The sequence below is a fragment of the Streptomyces sp. DH24 genome (genome assembly GCF_029813775.1).
Classification (GTDB): Bacteria; Actinomycetota; Actinomycetes; order Streptomycetales; family Streptomycetaceae; genus Streptomyces.
Map to the genome: position 1 here is coordinate 103,948 of NZ_JARVKW010000019.1, position 20,173 is coordinate 124,120.

The 20,173-nt window shown below is 70.7% G+C and carries 19 protein-coding genes; 13 read left to right on the forward strand and 6 right to left on the reverse strand.

The features are described 5' to 3' along the window. Window positions 1-104: 104 nt before the first annotated feature. The 7 genes from QC282_RS17580 to QC282_RS17610 all read left to right on the forward strand — a co-directional run bounded on the left by QC282_RS17580 (window position 105) and on the right by QC282_RS17610 (window position 8,537). Entirely contained in the window at window positions 105-1,544 is a 1,440-nt protein-coding gene (locus QC282_RS17580; RefSeq protein WP_279550391.1) for a cytochrome P450, read from the forward strand. A 3-nt stretch (window positions 1,545-1,547) separates the two neighbouring features. Further along, window positions 1,548-2,534, forward strand: a complete 987-nt coding sequence (locus QC282_RS17585) for a UbiA family prenyltransferase (RefSeq protein ID WP_279550392.1) — start codon at window positions 1,548-1,550, stop codon at window positions 2,532-2,534. Window positions 2,535-2,576: 42 nt separating this feature from the next. After that, the gene (locus QC282_RS17590; protein WP_279550393.1) at window positions 2,577-3,269 is read left to right on the forward strand and encodes a ubiquinone/menaquinone biosynthesis methyltransferase; all 693 of its coding nucleotides are present in this window, start codon (window positions 2,577-2,579) and stop codon (window positions 3,267-3,269) included. A gap of 102 nt (window positions 3,270-3,371) precedes the next feature. After that, a complete protein-coding gene (locus tag QC282_RS17595) occupies window positions 3,372-5,171 on the forward strand; it encodes a non-ribosomal peptide synthetase (RefSeq protein WP_279550394.1) in 1,800 nt (599 codons plus the stop codon). Then, window positions 5,168-5,947 carry a thioesterase II family protein gene (locus QC282_RS17600; RefSeq protein ID WP_279550395.1) on the forward strand — a complete coding sequence of 260 codons (780 nt, stop codon included), beginning with the start codon at window positions 5,168-5,170 and terminating at the stop codon, window positions 5,945-5,947. Before QC282_RS17595 ends, QC282_RS17600 begins: the two co-directional genes overlap by 4 nt. After that, the gene (locus tag QC282_RS17605) at window positions 5,944-7,128 is read left to right on the forward strand and encodes a cytochrome P450 (RefSeq protein ID WP_279550396.1); all 1,185 of its coding nucleotides are present in this window, start codon (window positions 5,944-5,946) and stop codon (window positions 7,126-7,128) included. The genes QC282_RS17600 and QC282_RS17605 overlap by 4 nt, the downstream gene beginning before the upstream one ends. A gap of 68 nt (window positions 7,129-7,196) precedes the next feature. Beyond that, on the forward strand, window positions 7,197-8,537 hold the full coding sequence (locus tag QC282_RS17610) for a DUF711 family protein (RefSeq protein ID WP_279550397.1): 1,341 nt from the start codon (window positions 7,197-7,199) through the stop codon (window positions 8,535-8,537). On the opposite strand, the gene QC282_RS17615 is transcribed toward QC282_RS17610, so the two are convergent. Further along, window positions 8,423-9,304 (reverse strand): LysR family transcriptional regulator, encoded by an 882-nt coding sequence (locus QC282_RS17615; RefSeq protein WP_279550398.1) that lies wholly within the window; start codon window positions 9,302-9,304, stop codon window positions 8,423-8,425. The genes QC282_RS17610 and QC282_RS17615 overlap by 115 nt on opposite strands. Window positions 9,305-9,375: 71 nt before the next feature. On the opposite strand from QC282_RS17615, the gene QC282_RS17620 reads away from it, so the two are divergent. From QC282_RS17620 to QC282_RS17630, 3 genes are read left to right on the forward strand one after another with little or no spacing between them, the layout of a single operon-like run. Then, a complete protein-coding gene (locus QC282_RS17620; protein ID WP_279550400.1) occupies window positions 9,376-10,557 on the forward strand; it encodes a thiolase family protein in 1,182 nt (393 codons plus the stop codon). Next, a complete protein-coding gene (locus tag QC282_RS17625; RefSeq protein ID WP_279550401.1) occupies window positions 10,554-11,249 on the forward strand; it encodes a 3-oxoacid CoA-transferase subunit A in 696 nt (231 codons plus the stop codon). Before QC282_RS17620 ends, QC282_RS17625 begins: the two co-directional genes overlap by 4 nt. 1 nt (window position 11,250) lies before the next feature. After that, window positions 11,251-11,946: a 3-oxoacid CoA-transferase subunit B gene (locus QC282_RS17630; RefSeq protein ID WP_279550402.1), complete on the forward strand. Its 696-nt coding sequence runs from the start codon at window positions 11,251-11,253 to the stop codon at window positions 11,944-11,946. On the opposite strand, the gene QC282_RS17635 is transcribed toward QC282_RS17630, so the two are convergent. The 4 genes from QC282_RS17635 to QC282_RS17650 form a co-directional block, all read right to left on the reverse strand. Continuing rightward, window positions 11,943-12,620 (reverse strand): class F sortase, encoded by a 678-nt coding sequence (locus QC282_RS17635; RefSeq protein WP_279550403.1) that lies wholly within the window; start codon window positions 12,618-12,620, stop codon window positions 11,943-11,945. The two genes, QC282_RS17630 and QC282_RS17635, sit on opposite strands and share 4 nt — an antisense overlap. After that, entirely contained in the window at window positions 12,578-13,246 is a 669-nt protein-coding gene (locus QC282_RS17640) for a DUF4142 domain-containing protein (protein ID WP_279550405.1), read from the reverse strand. Before QC282_RS17640 ends, QC282_RS17635 begins: the two co-directional genes overlap by 43 nt. Before the next feature lie 199 nt (window positions 13,247-13,445). Then, window positions 13,446-15,221: a SpoIIE family protein phosphatase gene (locus tag QC282_RS17645; RefSeq protein ID WP_279550421.1), complete on the reverse strand. Its 1,776-nt coding sequence runs from the start codon at window positions 15,219-15,221 to the stop codon at window positions 13,446-13,448. A 480-nt stretch (window positions 15,222-15,701) separates the two neighbouring features. Next, window positions 15,702-16,904 carry a glycoside hydrolase family 64 protein gene (locus QC282_RS17650; RefSeq protein ID WP_279550406.1) on the reverse strand — a complete coding sequence of 401 codons (1,203 nt, stop codon included), beginning with the start codon at window positions 16,902-16,904 and terminating at the stop codon, window positions 15,702-15,704. Window positions 16,905-17,304: 400 nt separating this feature from the next. Here QC282_RS17650 and QC282_RS17655 point away from each other — a divergent pair, with 400 nt between their 5' ends. The 3 genes from QC282_RS17655 to QC282_RS17665 all read left to right on the forward strand — a co-directional run bounded on the left by QC282_RS17655 (window position 17,305) and on the right by QC282_RS17665 (window position 19,620). Beyond that, window positions 17,305-18,174, forward strand: a complete 870-nt coding sequence (locus tag QC282_RS17655; protein ID WP_279550407.1) for an alpha/beta hydrolase — start codon at window positions 17,305-17,307, stop codon at window positions 18,172-18,174. A gap of 274 nt (window positions 18,175-18,448) precedes the next feature. Beyond that, a complete protein-coding gene (locus QC282_RS17660; protein WP_279550408.1) occupies window positions 18,449-19,066 on the forward strand; it encodes a TOPRIM nucleotidyl transferase/hydrolase domain-containing protein in 618 nt (205 codons plus the stop codon). 119 nt (window positions 19,067-19,185) lie between these two features. Further along, window positions 19,186-19,620 (forward strand): VOC family protein, encoded by a 435-nt coding sequence (locus QC282_RS17665; RefSeq protein WP_279550409.1) that lies wholly within the window; start codon window positions 19,186-19,188, stop codon window positions 19,618-19,620. A 103-nt stretch (window positions 19,621-19,723) separates the two neighbouring features. On the opposite strand, the gene QC282_RS17670 is transcribed toward QC282_RS17665, so the two are convergent. Next, on the reverse strand, window positions 19,724-20,056 hold the full coding sequence (locus QC282_RS17670) for a nuclear transport factor 2 family protein (protein ID WP_279550411.1): 333 nt from the start codon (window positions 20,054-20,056) through the stop codon (window positions 19,724-19,726). Window positions 20,057-20,173: the final 117 nt, after the last annotated feature.

Sequence of the window (20,173 nt, forward strand, 5' to 3'; positions counted from 1 at the left end):
GGCATGCCTGCTTCAGGCTGCGACCACGGGTCCTCCCGGTACTCGATATGTGCTCCATATCCGGCGCACTGCACGACACGTCGGCTGACCGAGGGGGAGCGGCAATGGAGGGGCCTGTCAAGAGCGCGCTGCCGACGCGGCGGATACGGCACGACAGCGGGGTTCTCGCGGCACCGAAAGCGCCACGCGTCCACGTTCCGGTCGTCGGGGGCCTTTTGCGGCTGCGCTCCGACCTGCTGAATGCCATTCAGTACGCCGCTTCGTCCGGCAGTGAGGTGACGTACTTCACCCTCGGTTCCAAAAGCATGGTCTTCGTCAATAGGAGCGCTGCCGCGGATGTCGTCCTTTCCGACATCCACACGTTCGGAAAGCCGGGCGGCGAGAATCCGCTGAGGCTGGTGCTCGGGGACGGTCTGATCAGCAATCCGGACCACGACAACTGGCTGCGGCGCCGCAGGGCCCTGCACCCCATGTACAGCCGCTCGAGTCTCGCGACGATGCGGGAGAAGATGACCGGCGTGGTCGCCGATCGCACGAAACGCTGGGAGGACCACGACCGAACCGATCTGAACGTCCACGAGGAAATGCTGTCCTGCACCCTGGACATCGTTTCCGTGTGCATGTTCAGCCGGTACGGCGACACGGTGTCGGACATCATCACGCCGCAAACCGCCTCCTTCCTGCTCGACTTCGTCGAACGACGGCTGCGGGGCCCGTTCTCCCTGCCGGTCGGCACGCCGAGCCGGCGCAATCGCCGGTTCGCCGCGACCCTGAAGAACCTCGACGAACTCGTTCACCGGCTGATCGACGAGCGCCGCGGCAGCCGCGAACACCACGGTGACCTGCTGGACCTCCTGTTGGAAGCCAGAGTCGGCGACGATGCCGAGAGTTTGACCGACACGGAGGTGCGTGACGAGGTCCTGACCACGTTCCTCGCCGCCTACGAGACCACGGCCAGCGCGCTGACGTGGGTTCTCTACCTCCTCGCCTGCTACCCGGGCATCCAGCAGCAGGTGCGGGAGGAGGCGGCCCGGTCGGGTGCGTCCGGGCACGGCGAGGCGCAGCGGGGCTCCCTCCTGGAATGCGTCATCAATGAGGCCATGCGGCTCTTTCCGCCGTCCCCGACCATTCCGCGTCAGGCCAAGAAGGATGCTCTCATCGGCTCGGCCAGGGCCCCGGAGGGGGCGCTCGTCATGCTCAACGTCGCGGCCATCCACCGGGATCCGGACGTCTGGGAAAGGCCCGACGAATTCATACCCGAGCGCTTCATGTACAGCACCCCCGGAAAGGGCGAGTATCTGCCGTTCGGTGCCGGAGCCCATATGTGCATCGGCAAGGGGTTCGCCATGATGGAGATGTCCTTTGCTCGTGGCGAGCATGGTCGTCAAGTTCCGGATATCACTGCGCGATTCCGCGGGGCCGGACCCCAGGGCCCTCATCACCCTCAGGCCCCGCGACGGTTTCGGACTGACGCTCACCAGGATCTGAAACCGCCGCTTCTGCCGCTTGCCTTCCGAAACGCGCGACATCATGAGAGAGGTTGACCGATGCGCCGCCTGGCACGTTTCAACGCGACAGTCGAGCTCGTGCGTCCCCGCACGCTGCTCGTCTCCCCGCTCTCATACTGCGTGGGTGCCGCCGTGGCGGATCACCGCCTCGACTTCACGGTGCTGCTCGGCGTCATCATTCACATCGCGGCACCCCTGGCCGCCAACGCCCACAACGCGGTGACCGATCTCGTCGAGGACGGGAAGAACGTACCGGGCCGTCTGAAGTTGGTCGAAACAGCGGGCGTCGAAACGCTGCAAAGAATCGTGTACGCGGGGCTGGGAGTCATGCTCCTGCTGTCGCTGATGATTTCTCTCGCCCAGAGCCTCCTGTGGATATTCAGCGCCTTCCTCGTCCTCGGCTACTCCTCACCGAGACTCCGGCTGAAGGGCCGGCCGATCATAGGAATGGCCGTCTTCTCGATGGCCGTCACGGAGCCGTACATCGCGGGCGCGCTGCTCGGTGACTCCTGGTGGGAGATCCCTCAGTACGACTCCTACCAGCCGGTCGTTCTCGGGGTGTTCCTGTTCTGCTGGTACTTCGCCAAGGGAATCATGAAGAACGTCCCCGACTACGAAGGGGACAAGGCGGCCGGGCTGCGGACGATTCCCGCGCTCATGTCGTCGAAACAGTCCGCCGCCTGGGCCGCCGCGGCGGCGACCACGCTCGTCTACGTCGCCTTCCCGGTCCTCGTTCTCGCCAGTGACATACCCGACCGGCTGGTTTTCGTCGGCCTGATGGTGCTGCCGGCCGTGGGTAATATGGCCGGCATGGTCCTGGCCCGAACTCCGGTCGAGTACAACCGAGTCGGCCAACGGGACATGTATGTTTCCGTCGTTTTCCTCGGCCTTCTGCTCTTCGGATGGCGGCCGTCGGTCGGCTCGGCGCTGATCGGGCTCCTCGCTGTCGCAGTCATGGTCTGGACGGACGTATCGGGAAGGGACTCCAGGGCGAGTCGCCATCTCGCCGGGGCCGAGTCGGCATGAAGAATTCAGGTGGAGGAGGCCCGACAGGTGACAGTTGACCGCATGCCCCGAGGCAAGGGATCCGAAGTACACGGGATCTTCGAGAAGATCGCCGGGTACTACGACCGGATGAACTTCGTCATGACGCTCGGACGTCATGAGAAGTGGTGCCGCGAGGTGGCCGAACGAGTCGCCCCGCCCGCGAGCGGACAGCTCCTGGACCTGGCCACGGGGACGGGTGCCATCGCTCTGAAGGCGGCCGGGATGTACCCCGCCGCCACGGTGACGGGCGCCGACTTCTCCGAGGAGATGCTGCGTCGCGCCAAGACCAAGCCCGGGGCGGAGTCCGTCCGCTGGCTGCAGGCGGACGCGACCCGCCTGCCGTTCGAGGACGAGTCCTTCGACGGGATCACCGAGGGATATCTCCTCAGGAATGTCGAAGACCTGGACGGAGTACTGCGCGAACAGTACCGAGTTCTCAAACCCGGTGGCCGGATCGTCATTCTGGAAACGTGCCCCCCGAGCGGCCTGGTGAAGCCGGTCGTGACGTTGGGAGTACGCGTCCTTGTCCCGCTGCTGGGCCAGGTCGTGGCACGTGACCGGTCGTCCTACACGTATCTCGAATCGAGCACCCTGGCCTTCCAGTCACCCCAGCATGTCGCCGGCATCCTGAAGGGCCTCGGCTTCCAGGACATCGGGTGGCGAAAGAAGTTCTTCGGCACGAACGTCATTCTCTGGGCCACCAAGCCGAGGTGACGCGCCGGGAACCATTCCTGGCGAACGAGGGGGGAATTTTTTGTGACCAGACCTGTTTCCGCGCACGATGTGCCGCTTGCGAAAAGGGCACTTGAACGCTGGGTGTCCGAATGTCCCGACCGCGTCGGGTCGGTCGGCATCGACGGCAGCGGTCTGACGTGGAGGGACATCGCCACGTCGGTGCGCACCCTGGCCGGCGGGCTCCGGCAGGCCGGTGCGGGACCGGGCGACCGGATCGCCGTCATGGCCGGCCGCTCGCGGTACGCGCTCAGCAGCCTGCTGGCGATCTGGGCCAACGGGTCGTCGGCGGTCCTCCTCGACGAACGGCACCCGGCCGAGCGCCTGCGCTGGACCGTGCGGGACGCCGGGTGTTCCGTACTCGTGTCGTCGGAGTCGGAACCGAACGCCGCGGAGCTCGGGCTTGCGTTGATCGAGACGTCCGGTTCCGAGACCGAGACCGAGACCGGGGCCGCGGCAGGTACGGAGGCTGTGGCTGGGACTGGGGGTGCAGGTCGGCCGCTCGCCGGGTTCGGCCTCGACGAGTGGACCCGTGGCCCGGACGAGTCGGAGGCGTACGTCGTCTACACCTCGGGAACCACCGGCCGTCCCAAGGGCGTTCGGATCGGTTCCGCCGCCCTTGAGCACTTCCTGGCAAACGCCGCATCACTGGGCTACCGGCCGGGCAGCCGGGCCGTCTGCGTCGTCTCTCCGGGCTTCGACGGCTGGCTGTGGTCGGTCCTCACCCCCTTCGTCAACGCCGTCACGTGCGTGGCGATCGACACCGCCTTCGGGCAGATCGAAGACGCCCTGGCCGCACAGGAGATCGACAACCTCTGCATGACGCCCTCGCTCTACGCCGCGATGGAGAAGCTGCCGAGGGCCGAGGTCGCCGTGGTGGCCGGGGAGCGCTGTCCGGACTCCCTCGTCGCCCGACTCCGGGAGAGCGCCGACCGCGTGCTCAACGTCTACGGGCCGACCGAGGCCACCATCGCCACCACCATGGCCGACACCGCACGCGGTGACGACCCCCGCACGATCGGCCGCCCGATGCCCGGCTGCACGGTCACGGTCGTCGACGCCGACCTGAACGAGGTCCCCCCGGGCGTCACCGGTGAGCTCCTGATCGGCGGCGCGGGCGTCGCGCTCGGCTACGTCGGCACGAACGCGCCGGGCGCCGACCGGTTCCTCGAGCGGGACGGGGTCAGGTACTTCCGGACGGGCGACCGCGGGATGCTGCGTGCCGACGGACAGCTGACCTGCCTCGGCAGGATGGACAACCAGGTCAAGATAGGCGGCTTCCGCATCGAGCTGGAGGAGATCGAGAGCATCGCCTGCGCGGTACCCGGCATCGAACGCGCGGTGGCCTACGTGCGCGGTGAACCGGGCACGCTCGCGCTCGGCCTCCTGACGGCATCGGGCGGCCCGCTGGACGCCGACCTGCGCGAGCGGCTGACCCACGAGTTCGCCTCGCGACTGCCGCGCCAGCTGTGCCCGACCCTGCTGCACCGCATGGCCGAGGTGCCGCTCGAACCGACCGGCAAGGTCTCGCGCCGCGAGGTGGCCGAGCTCGGTGACTCCGAACCGTCCGGCGGCGGACATGACAGGGACAGCGCCGGGGACAGCGCCGGGGACGAGGGCGCGGACATCACCCGGCCCGCGCGCGGGGACGCGTCCCAACAGCCGGTTCTCGACTCGGTCATGGAAGCCTGGAACAGCGTGTTCGGGCAGAGCGTCGCCGAGGACGCCGACTTCTTCGCCATCGGCGGGCATTCCCTTCTCGCGGCCCAGCTGGCCTCCCGCATCGAGCTCCAGCTGGAGGTGGCCGTGTCCATCACCGACGTCCTCACGGCCAGGACGCCCCGGGCACTGGCGGACCGGATCGACGAGACGAGGGCGGCGTGACGTATCTGCGGCACTTCACGGCAGGCACGGGCACCGGGACGCAGGGGGCCGGGGTCCAAGACGAATCCCCGACGGTGGTCGTGTTCCCGCAGGCCGGCGCAGGCTGTCTCCGCCTGCACGCTGTTGTGCCCGTGCTGCCGCCCGGGTTGGACCTGCTGGGGGTGCAGTTGCCCGGGCGTGAGGACCGGTTGGCGGACGTTCCGGCGAACGACCTGTCCGAGGCGGTCGACTGCATCGCGGCCGAATGCCTTGCCGACGCCCGGTCGCCCGCCCCCGCACGTCGTGGACCACTGCACCTCCTCGGCGTCAGCCTCGGCGCGGTCATCGCCTACGAGGTCGCGCGGAAGCTCGAATCCCAGGGCGCCGCGGCTCGTTCACTGGTGGTGGCCGCGGCCCGATCGCCGGAGCACTGGAGGACGTACCCCGCGGCCGACCCACCGTCCGCAGAGGTGACGGCCCTGCTGCATCCCTCGGTCCGTGAGTCCGCGTTCGCCCGCTACGCCGCCGCGACGATGCGCTCGGACCTGCGTCTCATGGTCGGCTACGAAGCCCCGTCCACCAGGCTGACGCGCACCTCGCTGCGGTCCGTGTCGGGGCGCCACGACAGCGTCGCCACCACCGCGCACATGTCCGGGTGGCGTAACCGAACGACCGACTACCGAGGCCATCAAGTGATCGATGCGGACCACCACGCGTTCATGAGCCAGGACATCCTGGTGGGCATGCTCACCGAGATCGCGTCCGAGACCGTTTCGGGCCCGGCGGTGCGCGCATGAAGCAGCGGACGGCACCCGACCTGTTCGAGCCCGGCCTGTTCGACGGAACCCGGTTCTACGACGTCTTCGCCTGGTACCGGGAGAACGAACCGGTGTCCTGGCAGCACCCCGCCGGAGAACCGGAGGGCTTCTGGAGCGTCACCAAGTACCGCGACATCGTGGCCGTACACCGGGACACCGCGCGGATGAGTTCGACGAAGGGCATGCGCCTCGGCTCGACGGAATCCGCCGTCGCCGCCGTCGCGAACAAGATGCTCATCGTCTCCGACCCGCCGGACCACACGCGCATGAAGCGCGTGCTCATACAGCCGTTCTCGAACGAGGTCCTCGCGAGGGCGGAGGAGTACGTGGACCAGGTCGTCGCCGACGTCGTCGCAACGGCCGTACGGAACCCGGAACCGGATCTGATCACGCACCTCGCGCGCATCCCCACCGACGTCATTTGCGCGATCATGGGAATTCCCCAGTCCGACTGGGCGTGGATCGGGGCGAAGACCACCGAGGCATTCGAATCTCCCTCGGAGGTTCAGCGCATCATGGCGAACGGTGACATCTTCAAGTACTTCACCGACATGGTGAGCGCGAACCGCAGGACGGCCACGAACGACTTCATCAGCGGCCTCACCGCCCGGCACGACGGCGGCACACAATTGACGGACGAGGAACTGGTCTTCAACCTCAGCGGCGTTCTGGCCGGCGGAAACGAGACCACCCGGTACACGCTGGCCGCGCTCACCCACCAACTGGCGGAGCACCCGGACCAGTGGCGTCGAATCGCCGGGGGAGAGGTCGTGCCCGCCGACGCCACCGAGGAAGGTCTGCGCTGGTCGGTGCCCGGCATGCACGTCATGCGGACCACGACCGAGACCGTCCGCGTCGGAGACGTCGAGATCGGGCCCGGCCAACGCGTCGTGACGTGGATCGGCTCGGCCAACCGGGACCCCGAGATGTTCGACGACCCGGACACGTTCGACGTCGGACGCAGCGGAAACCGGCATCTGAGCTTCGGCGCGGGCCGCCACATATGCCTGGGAAGCAGGCTCGCGCGGCTCGAAATCACGGCGTATCTCCGGGCGCTGCGCACGATGGTGAGCACCATCGGGCTGGAAGGCGAGCCGCGCTACAACGGGTCGAATTTCACCTGGGGACTGAATGAGCTACCGGTGGTGCTGCGCGCATGACGTCGCCGCGTACCAGCGTTCTGAATACGACTGTTCCGAGCAGGGTTCCTTCGCGCCTGAGAGAGACCATGTCCGCTTCACACGTACGCGCCGTGACCCTCTGCCTTCCCGACGACGTCTTCGAGGGCGGACGAGTCGATGTCGCCGGTGTCGCCCGATACGGCGAGCGGGCGGTGGAGATCGGTGGCCGGATCGTGCGCGCCGGTTTCGACGTCCAGACCGTCCGGCTGTCCAGCCCGGCGCTCGGCGAGCCGGTGAGCCGCGAGCAACTCCGGGCCCGGGCCGCTGGTCTCGTCGAGGGGTGCCGACGCGCGGGCGTGGGCAGTGCCGCCCTGAGCGCGCTGCGGCCTGCCGCGCTCGCGGCGCTCAAGCCCTCGGACGTCGCGGAAGTCCTGGTCGAACACCCTTCGCTGTTCTTGGCGGTCGTCGTCGCCGAGGGCGCCGAAGTGGACCATTCCGCCGCCGAATTCAGCGGCGCCGTGATGCGCGAACTGGCGAGCCGTGACAGTGAGGCCAACTTCCGGTTCGCGGCGGTCGCCAATCTGGGCCCCAACGCACCGCTGTTTCCGGGCTCCTTCAGCGACGGCGGAAAGGCCGGCGTGAGCGTGGGGCTCCAGTCGACCGGCGCGCTGCTCGCACGCGCCCGAGCCAATCCGCCCCGCGATCTCGCCGAGGCGACGGAGCTGACGAGGGCCTGTCTGCGGGACGAACTGGACACGTTCACGGCATTGCTGGAGCCGGACTGCGAGCGGCACGGCCTGCTGTTCCACGGGTTCGACCCGTCGCCGGCCTGCGCCCCGGACGTCGGCATCGGGGAATTCCTGGAGATCGCCGGAGGTATCCGGTTCGGCCGCCCCGGCACGCTGGCGACCTGCGCCGCGGTGACCGCCGGCATCCGGTCGGTGGGCCGTCCCGCCGTCGGATACGCGGGTCTCATGCTTCCGGTGCTCGAGGACAGGGTGCTCGCACGCGCCTGGCAGGAGGGCCGGATCGGCGCCGACTCGGTACTCGCCTACTCGTCGGTCTGCGGGGCCGGGATGGACACCCTTCCCCTGCCCGGCTCGACCCCGCAGCACGAGGTCGTCGCCATGATCGAGGACATGGCGGCCCTGTCGGCGCGGTGGGGGAAACCCCTGTCCGCGCGCTTGATGCTCGCACCGGAGGACGGCGATCCCCGGCGCACGGAATTCCGGGCGGAGCAGATCGTGAACGTCGAGTATCCGACGCCTTGGGGGCGCGTCACATGCGTGAGCGGCGGCGCTGAACCGTCCGGCGAGCGAGCTGCTGTCGTCGATCACGTGATCCGCCGGATGACGTCGATGGTGCGGGCGAGATGGGGTTCGGTCCGGTCGGCACGGTGGGCGACCGCGAGGTCGACGCCGGCCGCGGGGCGGACCAGCGGCCGGTAGGCGACGCCGTCGAGTGTCAGCGCGGTCACCGGTTCCGGGACGATCGCGACACCGAGCCCGCCGGCGACCAGCGTGATCAGGGTCGAGGTCTCGCCGACCTCGTGTCTGACGTGCACGTCGATCCCGGCGGTGCGGAAGAGTCCGAGCACCACGTCGTACATCACCGAGCGCCGGTCGGCGGAGTGCACGATGAGGTCGGCCTGCCGCAGGTCGGCGATGCGCACCTGACGGCGACCGGCCAGCCTGTGGTCCGCCGGGACCGCCACCACGAGACGGTCACGCCGCAGCGGCGCGACGGTGAGGGACGGGTCGGCCGCGGTCGGGCGCAGCAGCGCGACGTCGATGGCACCGCTGCGCAGCGCCTCGGCCTGGTCGGGGGCGAGCATCTCACCGCGGAAGGAGAAGTCCACCCCGGGGAGCTCGGCGGCGAGGTGGCGGGAGAGCGGGGGCAGCAGGCTGTACGTCGCCGAGCCGACGCAGCCGATCGACAGGTGGCCCACCGATCCGGCGGCCACAAGGCGGGCCTCGTGCGCCGCGTCGTCCACGTCCGCCAGGATCGCACGCGCCCTGGCCAGGTAACTGCGGCCCGCGTCGGTGAGTTCGACCCGCCGGGTGGTGCGGTGCAGGAGTTCCACGCCCAGGTCCGCCTCCAGGCGGCGGATCGCCTGCGACAGGGCCGGCTGCGCCATGTGCAGCCGGTCGGCGGCTCGGCCGAAGTGGCGGTCCTCGGCCACGGCGACGAAATAGCGGAGCTGCCGGAGATCCATAAGCGCCTCGTATTAATCACGCATGATATTGATACTTCACGATATCGCTGACCGCGCCTACCGTCCTAGGCATGAGTTCTTACGTCTACACCGCCGTGCGGACCCCCTTCGGCCGTTTCGGGGGCGCCCTCGCCGGCGTCAGGCCCGACGATCTGGCCGCCGGCGTCATCGAAGCACTGCTGGCCCGGACGCCCGGACTGGACCGGGCGGCCATCGACGAGGTGATCTGGGGGAACGCGAACGGCGCGGGGGAGGAGAACCGCAACGTCGGACGGATGGCCGCGCTGCTGGCCGGCCTGCCGACCGGCGTCCCGGGCACCACCGTCAACCGCCTGTGCGGCTCGTCGCTCGACGCCGCCATGATCGGGTCGCGCGCGATCGAGACCGGCGACGCGGACGTCGTGCTGACCGGCGGCGTCGAGTCGATGACGCGCGCTCCCTGGGTGCTCCCGAAGCCCGCCAAGGGGTTCCCGGCAGGAGACGTCACGGCGGTCTCCACGACACTGGGCTGGCGGCTCGTCAACCCCCGCATGCCGAAGGAGTGGACGGTCAGCCTCGGCGAGGCCAACGAACAGCTCCGGGACACGTACGCCGTCGCCCGTGAACGGCAGGACGAGTTCGCCGTCCGCTCCCACCGGCTCGCGGCAGCCGCCTGGGACGAGGGCTTCTACGACGACCTGGTCACCCCCGTCGAGGGCCTCACCCGCGACGAGGGCATCCGTCCGGACTCCTCGCCCGAGAAGCTGGCCGCGCTCAGGCCGAGCTTCCGCGAGGACGGCACCATCACCGCGGGCAACGCCTCCCCGCTCAGTGACGGCGCGTCCGCCGTGCTCCTGGGCTCGGAGGCCGCCGCCGAGCGGATCGGCCTGTCACCGGTCGCGCGCATCGCGGGCCGGGGCGCGTTCGCCCTCGACCCCCAGGCGTTCGGCTACGCCCCGGTCGAGGCGGCGGGCATCGCGCTGAAGCGGGCCGGCGTCACCTGGCAGCAGGTCGGCGCGGTCGAACTCAACGAGGCGTTCGCGGTCCAGTCGCTGGTCTGCGTCGATGCCTGGGGAATCGACCCGGAGATCGTCAACACCAGGGGCGGCGCGATCGCGATCGGCCATCCCCTCGGCGCCAGCGGCGGCCGCATCCTCGGCACGCTGGCCAAGGTGCTCCGCGAGCGCGGCGAGCGATGGGGCGTCGCCGCGATCTGCATCGGCGTCGGACAGGGACTGGCCGTCGTCCTGGAGAACACGGAGGCGGGCGCGTGAGCCGGGCCCGGATCCTCGACACGGTCGACGAGGCCGTCTCCGGCATCGAGGACGGCAGCACCGTCCTGGTCGGCGGGTTCGGCATGGCCGGGATGCCGTTCGACCTCATCGACGGACTGATCCGTCAGGGCGCCAAGGACCTGACCATCGTGTCCAACAACGCGGGCAACGGCGAGGTCGGACTGGCGGCGCTGCTGAAGGCGGGCCGGGTGCGGAAGGTGATCTGCTCCTTCCCCCGGCAGAGCGACTCCTACGTCTTCGACGAGCTCTACCGGGCCGGCAAGGTCGAGCTGGAGGTCGTCCCGCAGGGCAGTCTCGCCGAGCGGCTGCGCGCGGCCGGCGCAGGCATCGGCGCGTTCTTCTGCCCGACGGCCGTCGGGACGCCGCTGGCCGAGGGCAAGGAGACCCGGACCATTGACGGGCGGGACTACGTCCTCGAGTACCCGATCAAGGGCGACGTCGCGCTGATCAGCGCCCATCGCGCCGACGGGATGGGCAACCTCGTCTACCGCAAGACCGCCCGCAACTTCGGACCGGTGATGGCGACCGCGGCGACGACCACGGTCGTCCAGGTCGGCGAACTGGTCCCGACCGGTGACCTCGACCCCGAGGCCGTGGTCACACCGAGCGTCTACGTCGACCGCATCGTGCGGGTCGAGGCTCGTCACTACACCGTGCAGGGAGCGCGCTGACATGGCACTGACCCCCGACGAACTCGCCGCGGTCGTCGCCCGCGACATCCCGGCCGGCTCCTACGTCAACCTCGGGATCGGCCAGCCCACCAAGGTGGCCGATCACCTGCCCGAGGGCTCGGGCGTGGTGCTGCACACCGAGAACGGCATGCTCAACATGGGCCCCGCCGCGCAGGGTGACCACATCGACCCGGACCTGACGAACGCGGGCAAGGTGCCGGTGACCGAGCTGCCCGGGGCGTCGTACTTCCACCACGCCGACTCGTTCGCGATGATGCGCGGCGGCCATCTCGACGTCTGCGTGCTCGGCGCCTTCCAGGTCTCCGCGACCGGCGACCTGGCCAACTGGCACACCGGCGCGCCGGACGCCATCCCGGCCGTGGGCGGGGCGATGGACCTCGCCATCGGTGCCAAGCAGACCTTCGTGATGATGAGGCTGTTCGACAAGCAGGGCCGGGCCAAGCTGGTCCCGGAGTGCACCTACCCGCTGACCGGTGTCGGCTGTGTCAGCCGGGTCTACACCGACGTCGCGGTCTTCGACGTGGGACCGCGGGGCGTGTTCGTGCGGGAGACCTTCGGCATCGGCCTCGACGAGCTCGGCACTCGGCTGGACATGCCGCTGACCGAGCTGCCGGCCGACGACGACCGGCGTTCCCGCGGTCGGCGGCGCACCGGCCCCGAGAGCGTCGTCGCCTAACGCGGGGCGCCGCGGCCGGGGCCGGGGGCGGAGGCCGCGTACAGCACGAGGTTGCGGTCGTAGCCGCCTGCCGTCCGGTCGTACGCACCGGTGCAGGTCACCAGGGCCAGCCGGTGAGGGCCGGCGCGGCTGAACAGATCACGTGGCAGCGCCTGCCGCGGGTAGGTGCGGCGGGCGGTGATCACATAGCGGTAGGTGTGGCGGTTCGCACCGGTCACCTCGATCTCCGTGCCCGGCCGCAGCGCGTGCAGGGCCGCGAACACGCCCAGACCCGCGCGCCGTGTGTCGACGTGACCGGCGACGAGCACGGTGCCCCGGGCGGCTCCGACCGGCGCGCCGAGCGCCCACCAGGCGCCGCTGCGGGCGTCCTCGGGGAGGTTCAGCGCGCCGTCGACTCCTGCGGCGACCGGAACGATCCGGGCCCGGAAGCCGTGCGGGCCGCGTACTTCCGTCGGCACGGTCGGCCCGTGCCCGTCGGCGGGCGGTTCCGCCGGCGTCGCGGCCCGGCCCACCGGACCCGCGTCGCCCGGGTCCGGCCGGCCGGTGAACACCGCTCCGCCGCAGGCCACCGCCGCCAGTCCGACCATGCACAGGACGGCCGCGGCGGCCTGACTCCACGAGCGTTCGCGGCTCAACTGTCCGGTGCGCAGCGGCGCCGGCCGCGGATCAGCCACGCGGCCCCGAAGCCGGCGAGGAGCCCGCCACCGGCCAGGCCGACCGCGCCGGCAACCGGGGAGACGCCCGCGGCGGCGGCGAACTGCCCGCCGCTGCCGGCCTTGACCATGCCCGCTTCCTTCTCGGCGTGACAGGTGCCTCCGCGCACCATGTCCAGGTGCATCGCCACCACCGGTCGCGCCGCACGGGCGGCCGCCTTGACCTCGTCGTTCCGGCCGGCCCGCAGCTCGTGGTCGATCATGGCCAGGGTCTTGGTGTGTGCGGCGTCCTGGGTCTTGAGCCATGCGGTGTCGTACGCCGACGTGCCGGCCTTGGCCTGGACGGCGGCCAGTTCCTGGTGCTGTTCCCGCGTCGGTTCGGCGGGCAGCATGATGCCCAGCTTGTCGGCCAGCGTCTTCACGTCCGCGTCCAGCTTGCCGTGGTCGCGGACGAGGACACCACCGACCTTCTTCACACACGCAGTCGTGGCGTTCTTCCGGGCGTCGTGGCCCGCGGCGATCTCCGCGAGGTTTCCCTGGTGAGCGGCCTTGACGAACATGGCGTCCTGGTCACTGACCGACGCGGCCACCGACGGCGCCGCCGATGTCACGGAGACGGCCACGACGAGGGTGGCTATCGACGCCATCCGAGTAAGTCTCACAACGTGCTCCCTTCGCGCCCAGCGGAACCGTCGCTGGGCGAAGCGGACAACAAGGCGCTGCCTTAGCGCCCATCACCCATGGATCCCACGCGACACGCCGACGACCGCGCCTCGTCCGCCGTTTTGACCCCATCGGCCGACACCGGGCCCCCGCGGGCGGGGGTGTGCCCCCGCCGCCCGGTCACTACACCGGGCGGGCCGTGCCGGGGATGTCCTGCTCGGCCCAGACGACCTTGCCGCTGGGCGTGCGGCACGAGCCCCACCGGCGGCAGAGCATGTTGATCAGCTGCAGACCGCGCCCGCCCTCGTCGCTGAGCGTGGTGTGCTGGATCTGCGGCAGGTCGGGCCCGGTGTCCGACACTTCCACCACGAGCCGCTCGTGCCGGAGCAGACGCAGATGGCCGGGCCCGGACCCGTACCGCAGGGCGTTGCCCACCAGCTCACTGACGACCAGCTCGGTCACGTCGGCCAGGTCGGTGAGCCTCCAGTGCTCCAGCCGTTCCCGCACGAGACGGCGTGCCGCCCCGGCCGCCGACCCGTCGTCCGGGAGGCGCCATTCCCCCATGTCGAGGCCCTCCTCGTGTGATCTGCTCCGCGCCACCACCATGACCGCCTCGTCGAACCGGGGGGCCGTGATCGGGCACGTGCCGATCAGGCCGTCCGCGTCCAGGTCCCGTGCACGCGGTCCGGAAGCCGCGTCGAGCAGGCGCTGGAGCTGGGTGTCGACGTCGTCGGTGCGCGTCTTGATCAAACCGTCGGTGAACAGCACCAGCCTGCTGCCGGGCTCCACGGGGACGCGCACCGGGTCGTACGGGATCACGCCGGCGCCGAGGGGCGCCCCGGTCGGCACGTCGAGGTAGCGCGCCGTGCCGTCCGCGCAGACCAGCAGCGGCGGCGGATGACCGGCCCGGACCACTGTGTAGCTGCCGTCGAACGGGTCGTGCACGACGCACAGACACGTCGCGATCTGGTCCTCCTCCAGGTCGCGCGCGGCGAGGTCCAGCCGGGCGAGCACTCGCTCCGGGGCGATGTCCAGCGCCATGAGCGTGCGCGCCACCGAGCGCAGCCGGCCCATCGTCGCGGCGGCCGGCAGACCGTGCGACATCACGTCGCCGACGACGAGCGCGGTGCGCCCGCCGGGCAAAGCCACCACGTCGAACCAGTCGCCGCCCACGCCGCCCGGATCGGAGCTCGGTGCGTAGCAGGTGGAGACATCCAGGCCGGGCGTGAGCGGGGTGGTCCGCGGCAGCAGGCTGCGCTGCAGGGTGACGACATGGTCGCGCTCGCGCCCGTACAGCCGCGCGTTGTCGACGAAGACGGCCGCCTTGGACGCCAACTGCACCGCCAGGGCCAGGTCGGTGTCCGTGAAGGGCGGACGGTCGCCGGAGCGGACGAAGTCCGCGAGGCCGAGCAGCAAGCCCCGGGCGATCAGCGGGATCACCATGTAGCTGTGCACCCCGGCCTTGCGCATCTGGGCGGCAGCGCTCCGGGTGACGGCGATCCGCTCGTACTCGTCCGGACGGATCTCGCTGATCAGGACGGGTTTGCGGGCCATGAGGCACTGCATGCCCACGAGCGTGGGGTCGCTGGTGGCGATCTCTCCGACGGGATCGGGCTCCAGGTCGCCGAGCCGGTCGATCTGGGTCACCGCCATGGCCCTCAGCACGGGCGGCCGCGAGCCGGTCCAGCGGGCGCCCTCCTCGCCGTGCAGCACCGATTCCAGGAGGTCGACGGCGCAGCCGTCGGCGAGCCGCGGGACGGTGAAATCGGCGAACTCCTTCGCCGTCCGCTGGAGGTCCAGGGTGGTCCCGACGCTGGCGCTCGCCTCGTTCAGCCAGATGAGCTGGTCCCAGGCCTCGGACCGCGCGGGGGACAGGCCGTCGCTCTCGGTGCCGTCCCGTCCGTCGGCGGGAGCGGACATGGAGGAGGACGGCGGCCGGCGCCGCCCCGCGCGACCCATGTCGTTCACGTGTACGACTGCCTTCCGCTGGTGGGATCTGGCGCCACCATTGTCCCTCGCAGGTCAGGCACCGCGACCGGAACGGCCGAGCCCGGCCGGTCGAATCACGGGGCGCGGGGGCGGCTCGCGGCGCCGCTCCGGCCGATCCGTGGGCGGCATGCGCCGCCCGCGTACGCCTGGCCGACGGGAGGCGCCCTGCCGCCCGGGCGGCCTGACCGGGAAACGCGGGTACGCGTGCCGAGGCCGGCGTGGACCCGGCGCTGCGAGGAAGCCGTCGCGCGATCCGGCGCTGCCGAGGAAGTCGTCGCCGGCGCGGGTCCGGGATCCGTCCCGGCTGCCCGGCGGCGCGGAAGGCGGTCCGGCAACGACCGCCGGACCAGGACCGTCCGACACGCGCACGGCATCGCCGTGCCACGGCGTCGGACGACCCTGGTCCTCGTGGGGCTCAGTCACCCACCTGCCCTCAGGGCACGGGCCCGGTCAGTTGAACGGGTCCAGGGTGAGGAGGGCCTGACGCGGGTTGCCGTCGTGGACGAGGGACTCGTGGTGGCCCACGTCGTCGAAGGCGAAGGCGTACGCCTTGCCGTCGGCCATCTGCGCGTGGATGTGCCGGGCGTAGTGGTTGGTGACGCCGTCCTGGTAGAAGCCGGCCGAGTTCGCGTCCGGCTGGTTGGGGTTGGTGAGGAGGGTGGAGCGGTTGAAGCCGGCGCACAGCGTGCGGGAAATCGGGCCGCGCACCTGGTCGTTGGGGGCGTCCAGCCTCTTGTGGCAGCCGAAGACGGAGTCGGCGTCGGGCTTCTGGAAACTGGTGACCACGGCGCCCGAGCCGTTGGTGAAGTTCATGACGTCACCGGAGACCCTGCCGTAGTACTTGGTGTTGGGCTGGTCGGCGAACGGGGTGACCGTCAGCGTGGAGCTCGTGTACTTGCTCCAGACACGGTTGATGTAGTCGTCCATGACCGAGGCCGGCAGAGCGCCCGTCTCCAGCCCGTACAGCGGGGCGAGCGCGCGCAGCACCGTGCCGTCGGACCGGGTGTGGATCAGGTTGGACCAGCCGCCGGACTGGCCCCTGAGCGCGTTGAAGAAGCCGTTGTACCCACCGGGCTTGAGCCGGCCGGTGGTGACCGTGCTCCCGTCGGCGCGCTCCACGCCGACCGAGTAGGGCACCGAGAACATGTCGACCTGCGAGCTGTTGAACCACAGGCCGGAGTCGTTGAGCGTGTACTCGGCCCAGTGGAACAGGATGTTGCGGTTGGGGTCCGACGGGTTCTGCACGGCCGGCTGCACCAGACCGCCGGTGGCCAGCTTGAACACCAGCTTCTGGCCGAAGGACAGGTAGATCCGGCCGGAGAACTTCGGCATCCGGATGGTCGCCGACTGGCCGACGGCCGGGCCGGTTATCGCGGCGTCGGGCGCGGGAACCGGCGGGTTGCCGCCGGCGGGCCACGGGTGGAACGTGCCGGACGCGTCGGCCCAGCCCTGGCGGCCCGTCGACAGCTCGGTGCCGACGTTGTAGATGTACACCTGCTCGCCGCGGGCCGAGTTGTTGGTGATTTTCAGGGGGATCGTCGCGGGGACCGCTGCGTGGGCCGGGGCGGTCGCACCCACGGCGAGCATCGAGCCCGCCAGGGCGAGGACCATGGTCACCACGGTCAGGACCCGACATCTGAGTGTGCGGATCATGCTGTGCCTCCGTTCGGCTGTTGCCGGTGGGGGAAGGGAAGCCACGCTCTGAGAGCGCTCTCAGAGCGTGGCGCCATGGCGCGAACCTGTCAACTGCCGGGCGCGTAATCCGTCGGTCCGTACCGCCGCCCGAGCCGGTGGCGCACCAGGGCCGGGCGCCGGCGGTGTGCAGGGCGCCCGCGCGGGCAGGAGCAGAGGAGACGGCGTCGGCGGAACCGGCCGACGGACGGACGGCTGCTGCGCCGAGGTGCGGACCGCGGTGAACCCCGTGCGGAACGTTTCGCGGCCGAAGTGTCGAAGTGGCCCGAAGTGGCCGAAGCGGCCGAGTGACCGAAGCGGGTGCGGCAGGCGCAGCAGGCGCAGCCGGACAGTGTCAGGACGCGGGCGGGAAGGTGTCGCTTTGTTCGAGGGCTTCGAGGCCGGGCACGTGCAACTCGACGAGGCGTCGGTCTTCGTCCGGCACGGTGGGCAGGGCCCGCCGGTGGTGCTGCTCCACGGCCATCCCCGGACGTCCGCGACCTGGCACCGCGTGGCCCCGCTCCTCGTCGAGCGCGGCTTCACCCTTGTCTGTCCCGACCTGAGGGGGTACGGCCGTTCCCGCGGGCCGGTGCCCACGGCGGACCAGTCCGGGTACTCCAAGCGAGCCGTCGCCGGTGACGTGGTCGCGGTGATGCGCTCCCTGGGCCACGACCGGTTCGCGCTCGCCGGACACGACCGCGGAGGCGCCGTCGCTCTGCGTCTCGCGCTCGACCACCCCGATGCCGTCTCGCGGGTGGCGCTGCTCGACTGCCTGCCCCTCTCCGAGCACCTGTCCCGCATCACGGCCGAGTTCGCCACGCAGTGGTGGCACTGGTTCTTCTTCGCCCAGCCGGACGTCCCCGAGCGGGTCATCAACGCCGACCCGGACAGCTGGTACCACGGCGATCCGCGGAGCATGGGCCGGGAGAACCACGACGAGTGGCGCGCGGCGACGAGGAACCCCGACGTGGTACGGGCGATGCTGGAGGACTACCGCGCCGGCCTGACCGTCGACCGGCGGCACGAGGAGGAGGACCTGGCCGCGGGGGTACGCGTCCGGTGTCCGGCGCTGATCCTGTGGTCCCTCCGGGACGATCTTGAGCAGTTGTACGGCGACCCGGTGCGGATCTGGCGGCGGTGGGCACCGGACGTGCGCGGCCACGGCATCGACTCCGGACACCACGTGGCCGAGGAGGCGCCGCGCGCGCTGGCTTCGTCGCTGGCGGCCTTCTTCACCGAGGCGCACGGGTGAGAACCCCACCGTGGAGAGCGCCGTCGGCGGATCGCGGTGCGCGCACGCCGGTGAAACGTGGTGTGCACACGCCCGCGAGGAGTGGTGAGCACACGCTCACGAATCATGGTGCGCACACGCCGACGGCCCGGGCGTCGGCCGACGGGCTCCCGTCGGTGGGACCCCTCGCTGCCGGCGGGCGACGCGTGGAGCGGGGAGAATCACGGAGCCGCAGACCCGCAGTCCCGGCGGAAAATCCCTCGCGCTGCCGCCGGAACTCGCTGAGACTCGCCTCATGGCTGACATGAGGGCGTTCAGGGACGCGGTCACCGCGTGGGCGGCGGGCGGACCCGGCGCACCCGCGCAGGAGCTGGCCGCAAGGCTGCCCGTCCGGGCGGCCGTCCTGCTCGAAGGGCAGAGCGACGTCGCGGCGGTCGACGCGCTGGCAGAGCGCCGGGGCCGGGACCTGGCGGCCGAAGGAGTCTGCGTCCTGTCGATCGGCGGTGCGATGAGCGTCGGACGTTACGCCCAGCTCCTCGGCGCACCCGGCCTGGGCCTGCGCCTCACAGGGCTGTGCGACGAGGCCGAACGCCCCTACTACGCCCGCGCTTTCGAGCGGGCCGGCGCGGCACGGCAGGGCTTCTTCGTCTGCGCGGCGGACCTGGAGGACGAACTCATCCGCGCGTTGGGCGTGGCACGGGTGGAGGAACTCGTCCGGGAGGAGGGCGAGCTGCGCGCCCTGCGGACGTTTTTGCGCCAGCCCGCACAGCAGGGCCGCGCCCCGCAGCGGCAGTTCAGGCGCTTCTTCGGCACGAAGAAGGGACGCAAGATCCATTACGGCCGGGTCCTCGTCGAGGCCCTCGACCCCGACCGTGTTCCGGCCCCGCTCGACGGCCTGCTCGCCGGCCTGTGAGCGCCGGGCGGCATCGAATCCGGCAGAAGACCATGCGCGTCCCGTCCCGTGAGAGCTCGACCCGTGCGGCGGCGGCACCCGGGCTCCCGGTGAGCGGCACGCGCCACTATGGTGGATCAATGGCGTCGATCAAGCAGTTCCAAGTCACCTTCGACTGCGCGGAACCCGAGCGCGTCGCCCGGTTCTGGTGCGAGGTGCTGGGATACGTCGTACCCCCGCCGCCGGAGGGGTTCGCCACGTGGGACGAGTTCAACCGCTCGCTGCCGCCCGAGCGTCAGGGTGCGGCGTTCGCCTGCGTGGACCCCTCGGGTGTGGGACCGCGCCTGTATTTCCAGCGCGTTCCCGAAGGCAAGGTCGTCAAGAACCGGGTTCACCTTGATGTGCGGGTCGGCACCGGGCTCGTGGGCCAGGAGCGCCTGGCCGCACTTGAGGCCGAGCGTGACCGGCTGGTCGCGCTCGGCGCGGTGTGCGTGCAGGTGCTGCTCGCCGATGAGCACAACGAGTCGTGCATCTCGATGCAGGACATCGAGGGCAACGAGTTCTGTCTCGACTGAAGGGCTGCGGGCCTCGCGGACCTTGGCCGGCGTCGACAGCCGGGGGGTGGCTCCGGTCGACCCCTCGCGGTGACCGTCGGCTCTTGCCGGACGGTCGGTCCGCTCAGGCCTGGGTGTCGGCGTAGTAGCGGCGGCAGCTGCGGAGCATGCCCTCCGCGGACAGGGTGAAGACGTCCACGAACTCGCGGTGCTGGGGCGCGAGCCGGCCCATCACGACCACGCAGTAGCCGTCCGCCACGATGCGGGTGATCAGGTGCCGGATGCCCGGCGGGCGGCACCGCTCCAGGCCCGTGCCGAGGGCGTCGGTGTCGAGGAGCGAGCCGTAGCCGTCGACGTCCCCCGCGTCGAGGTACTCGTAGGCGAGACGCACATGGTCCACCCCGGACTCGGTGACGACGCGGCTCGGCGTGGGGGGACAGGGGTGCGGGACGTCCATGGCGTGGTCCTCTCGTGCGGCCGCTCGGCGGAGCAACGGTGGTGACACCGCGGTGACGGGTGAGGCGGCACCGCGATGGCACCACCGTGGGCGAAAGGCGCATCCCGCAGCTATCGC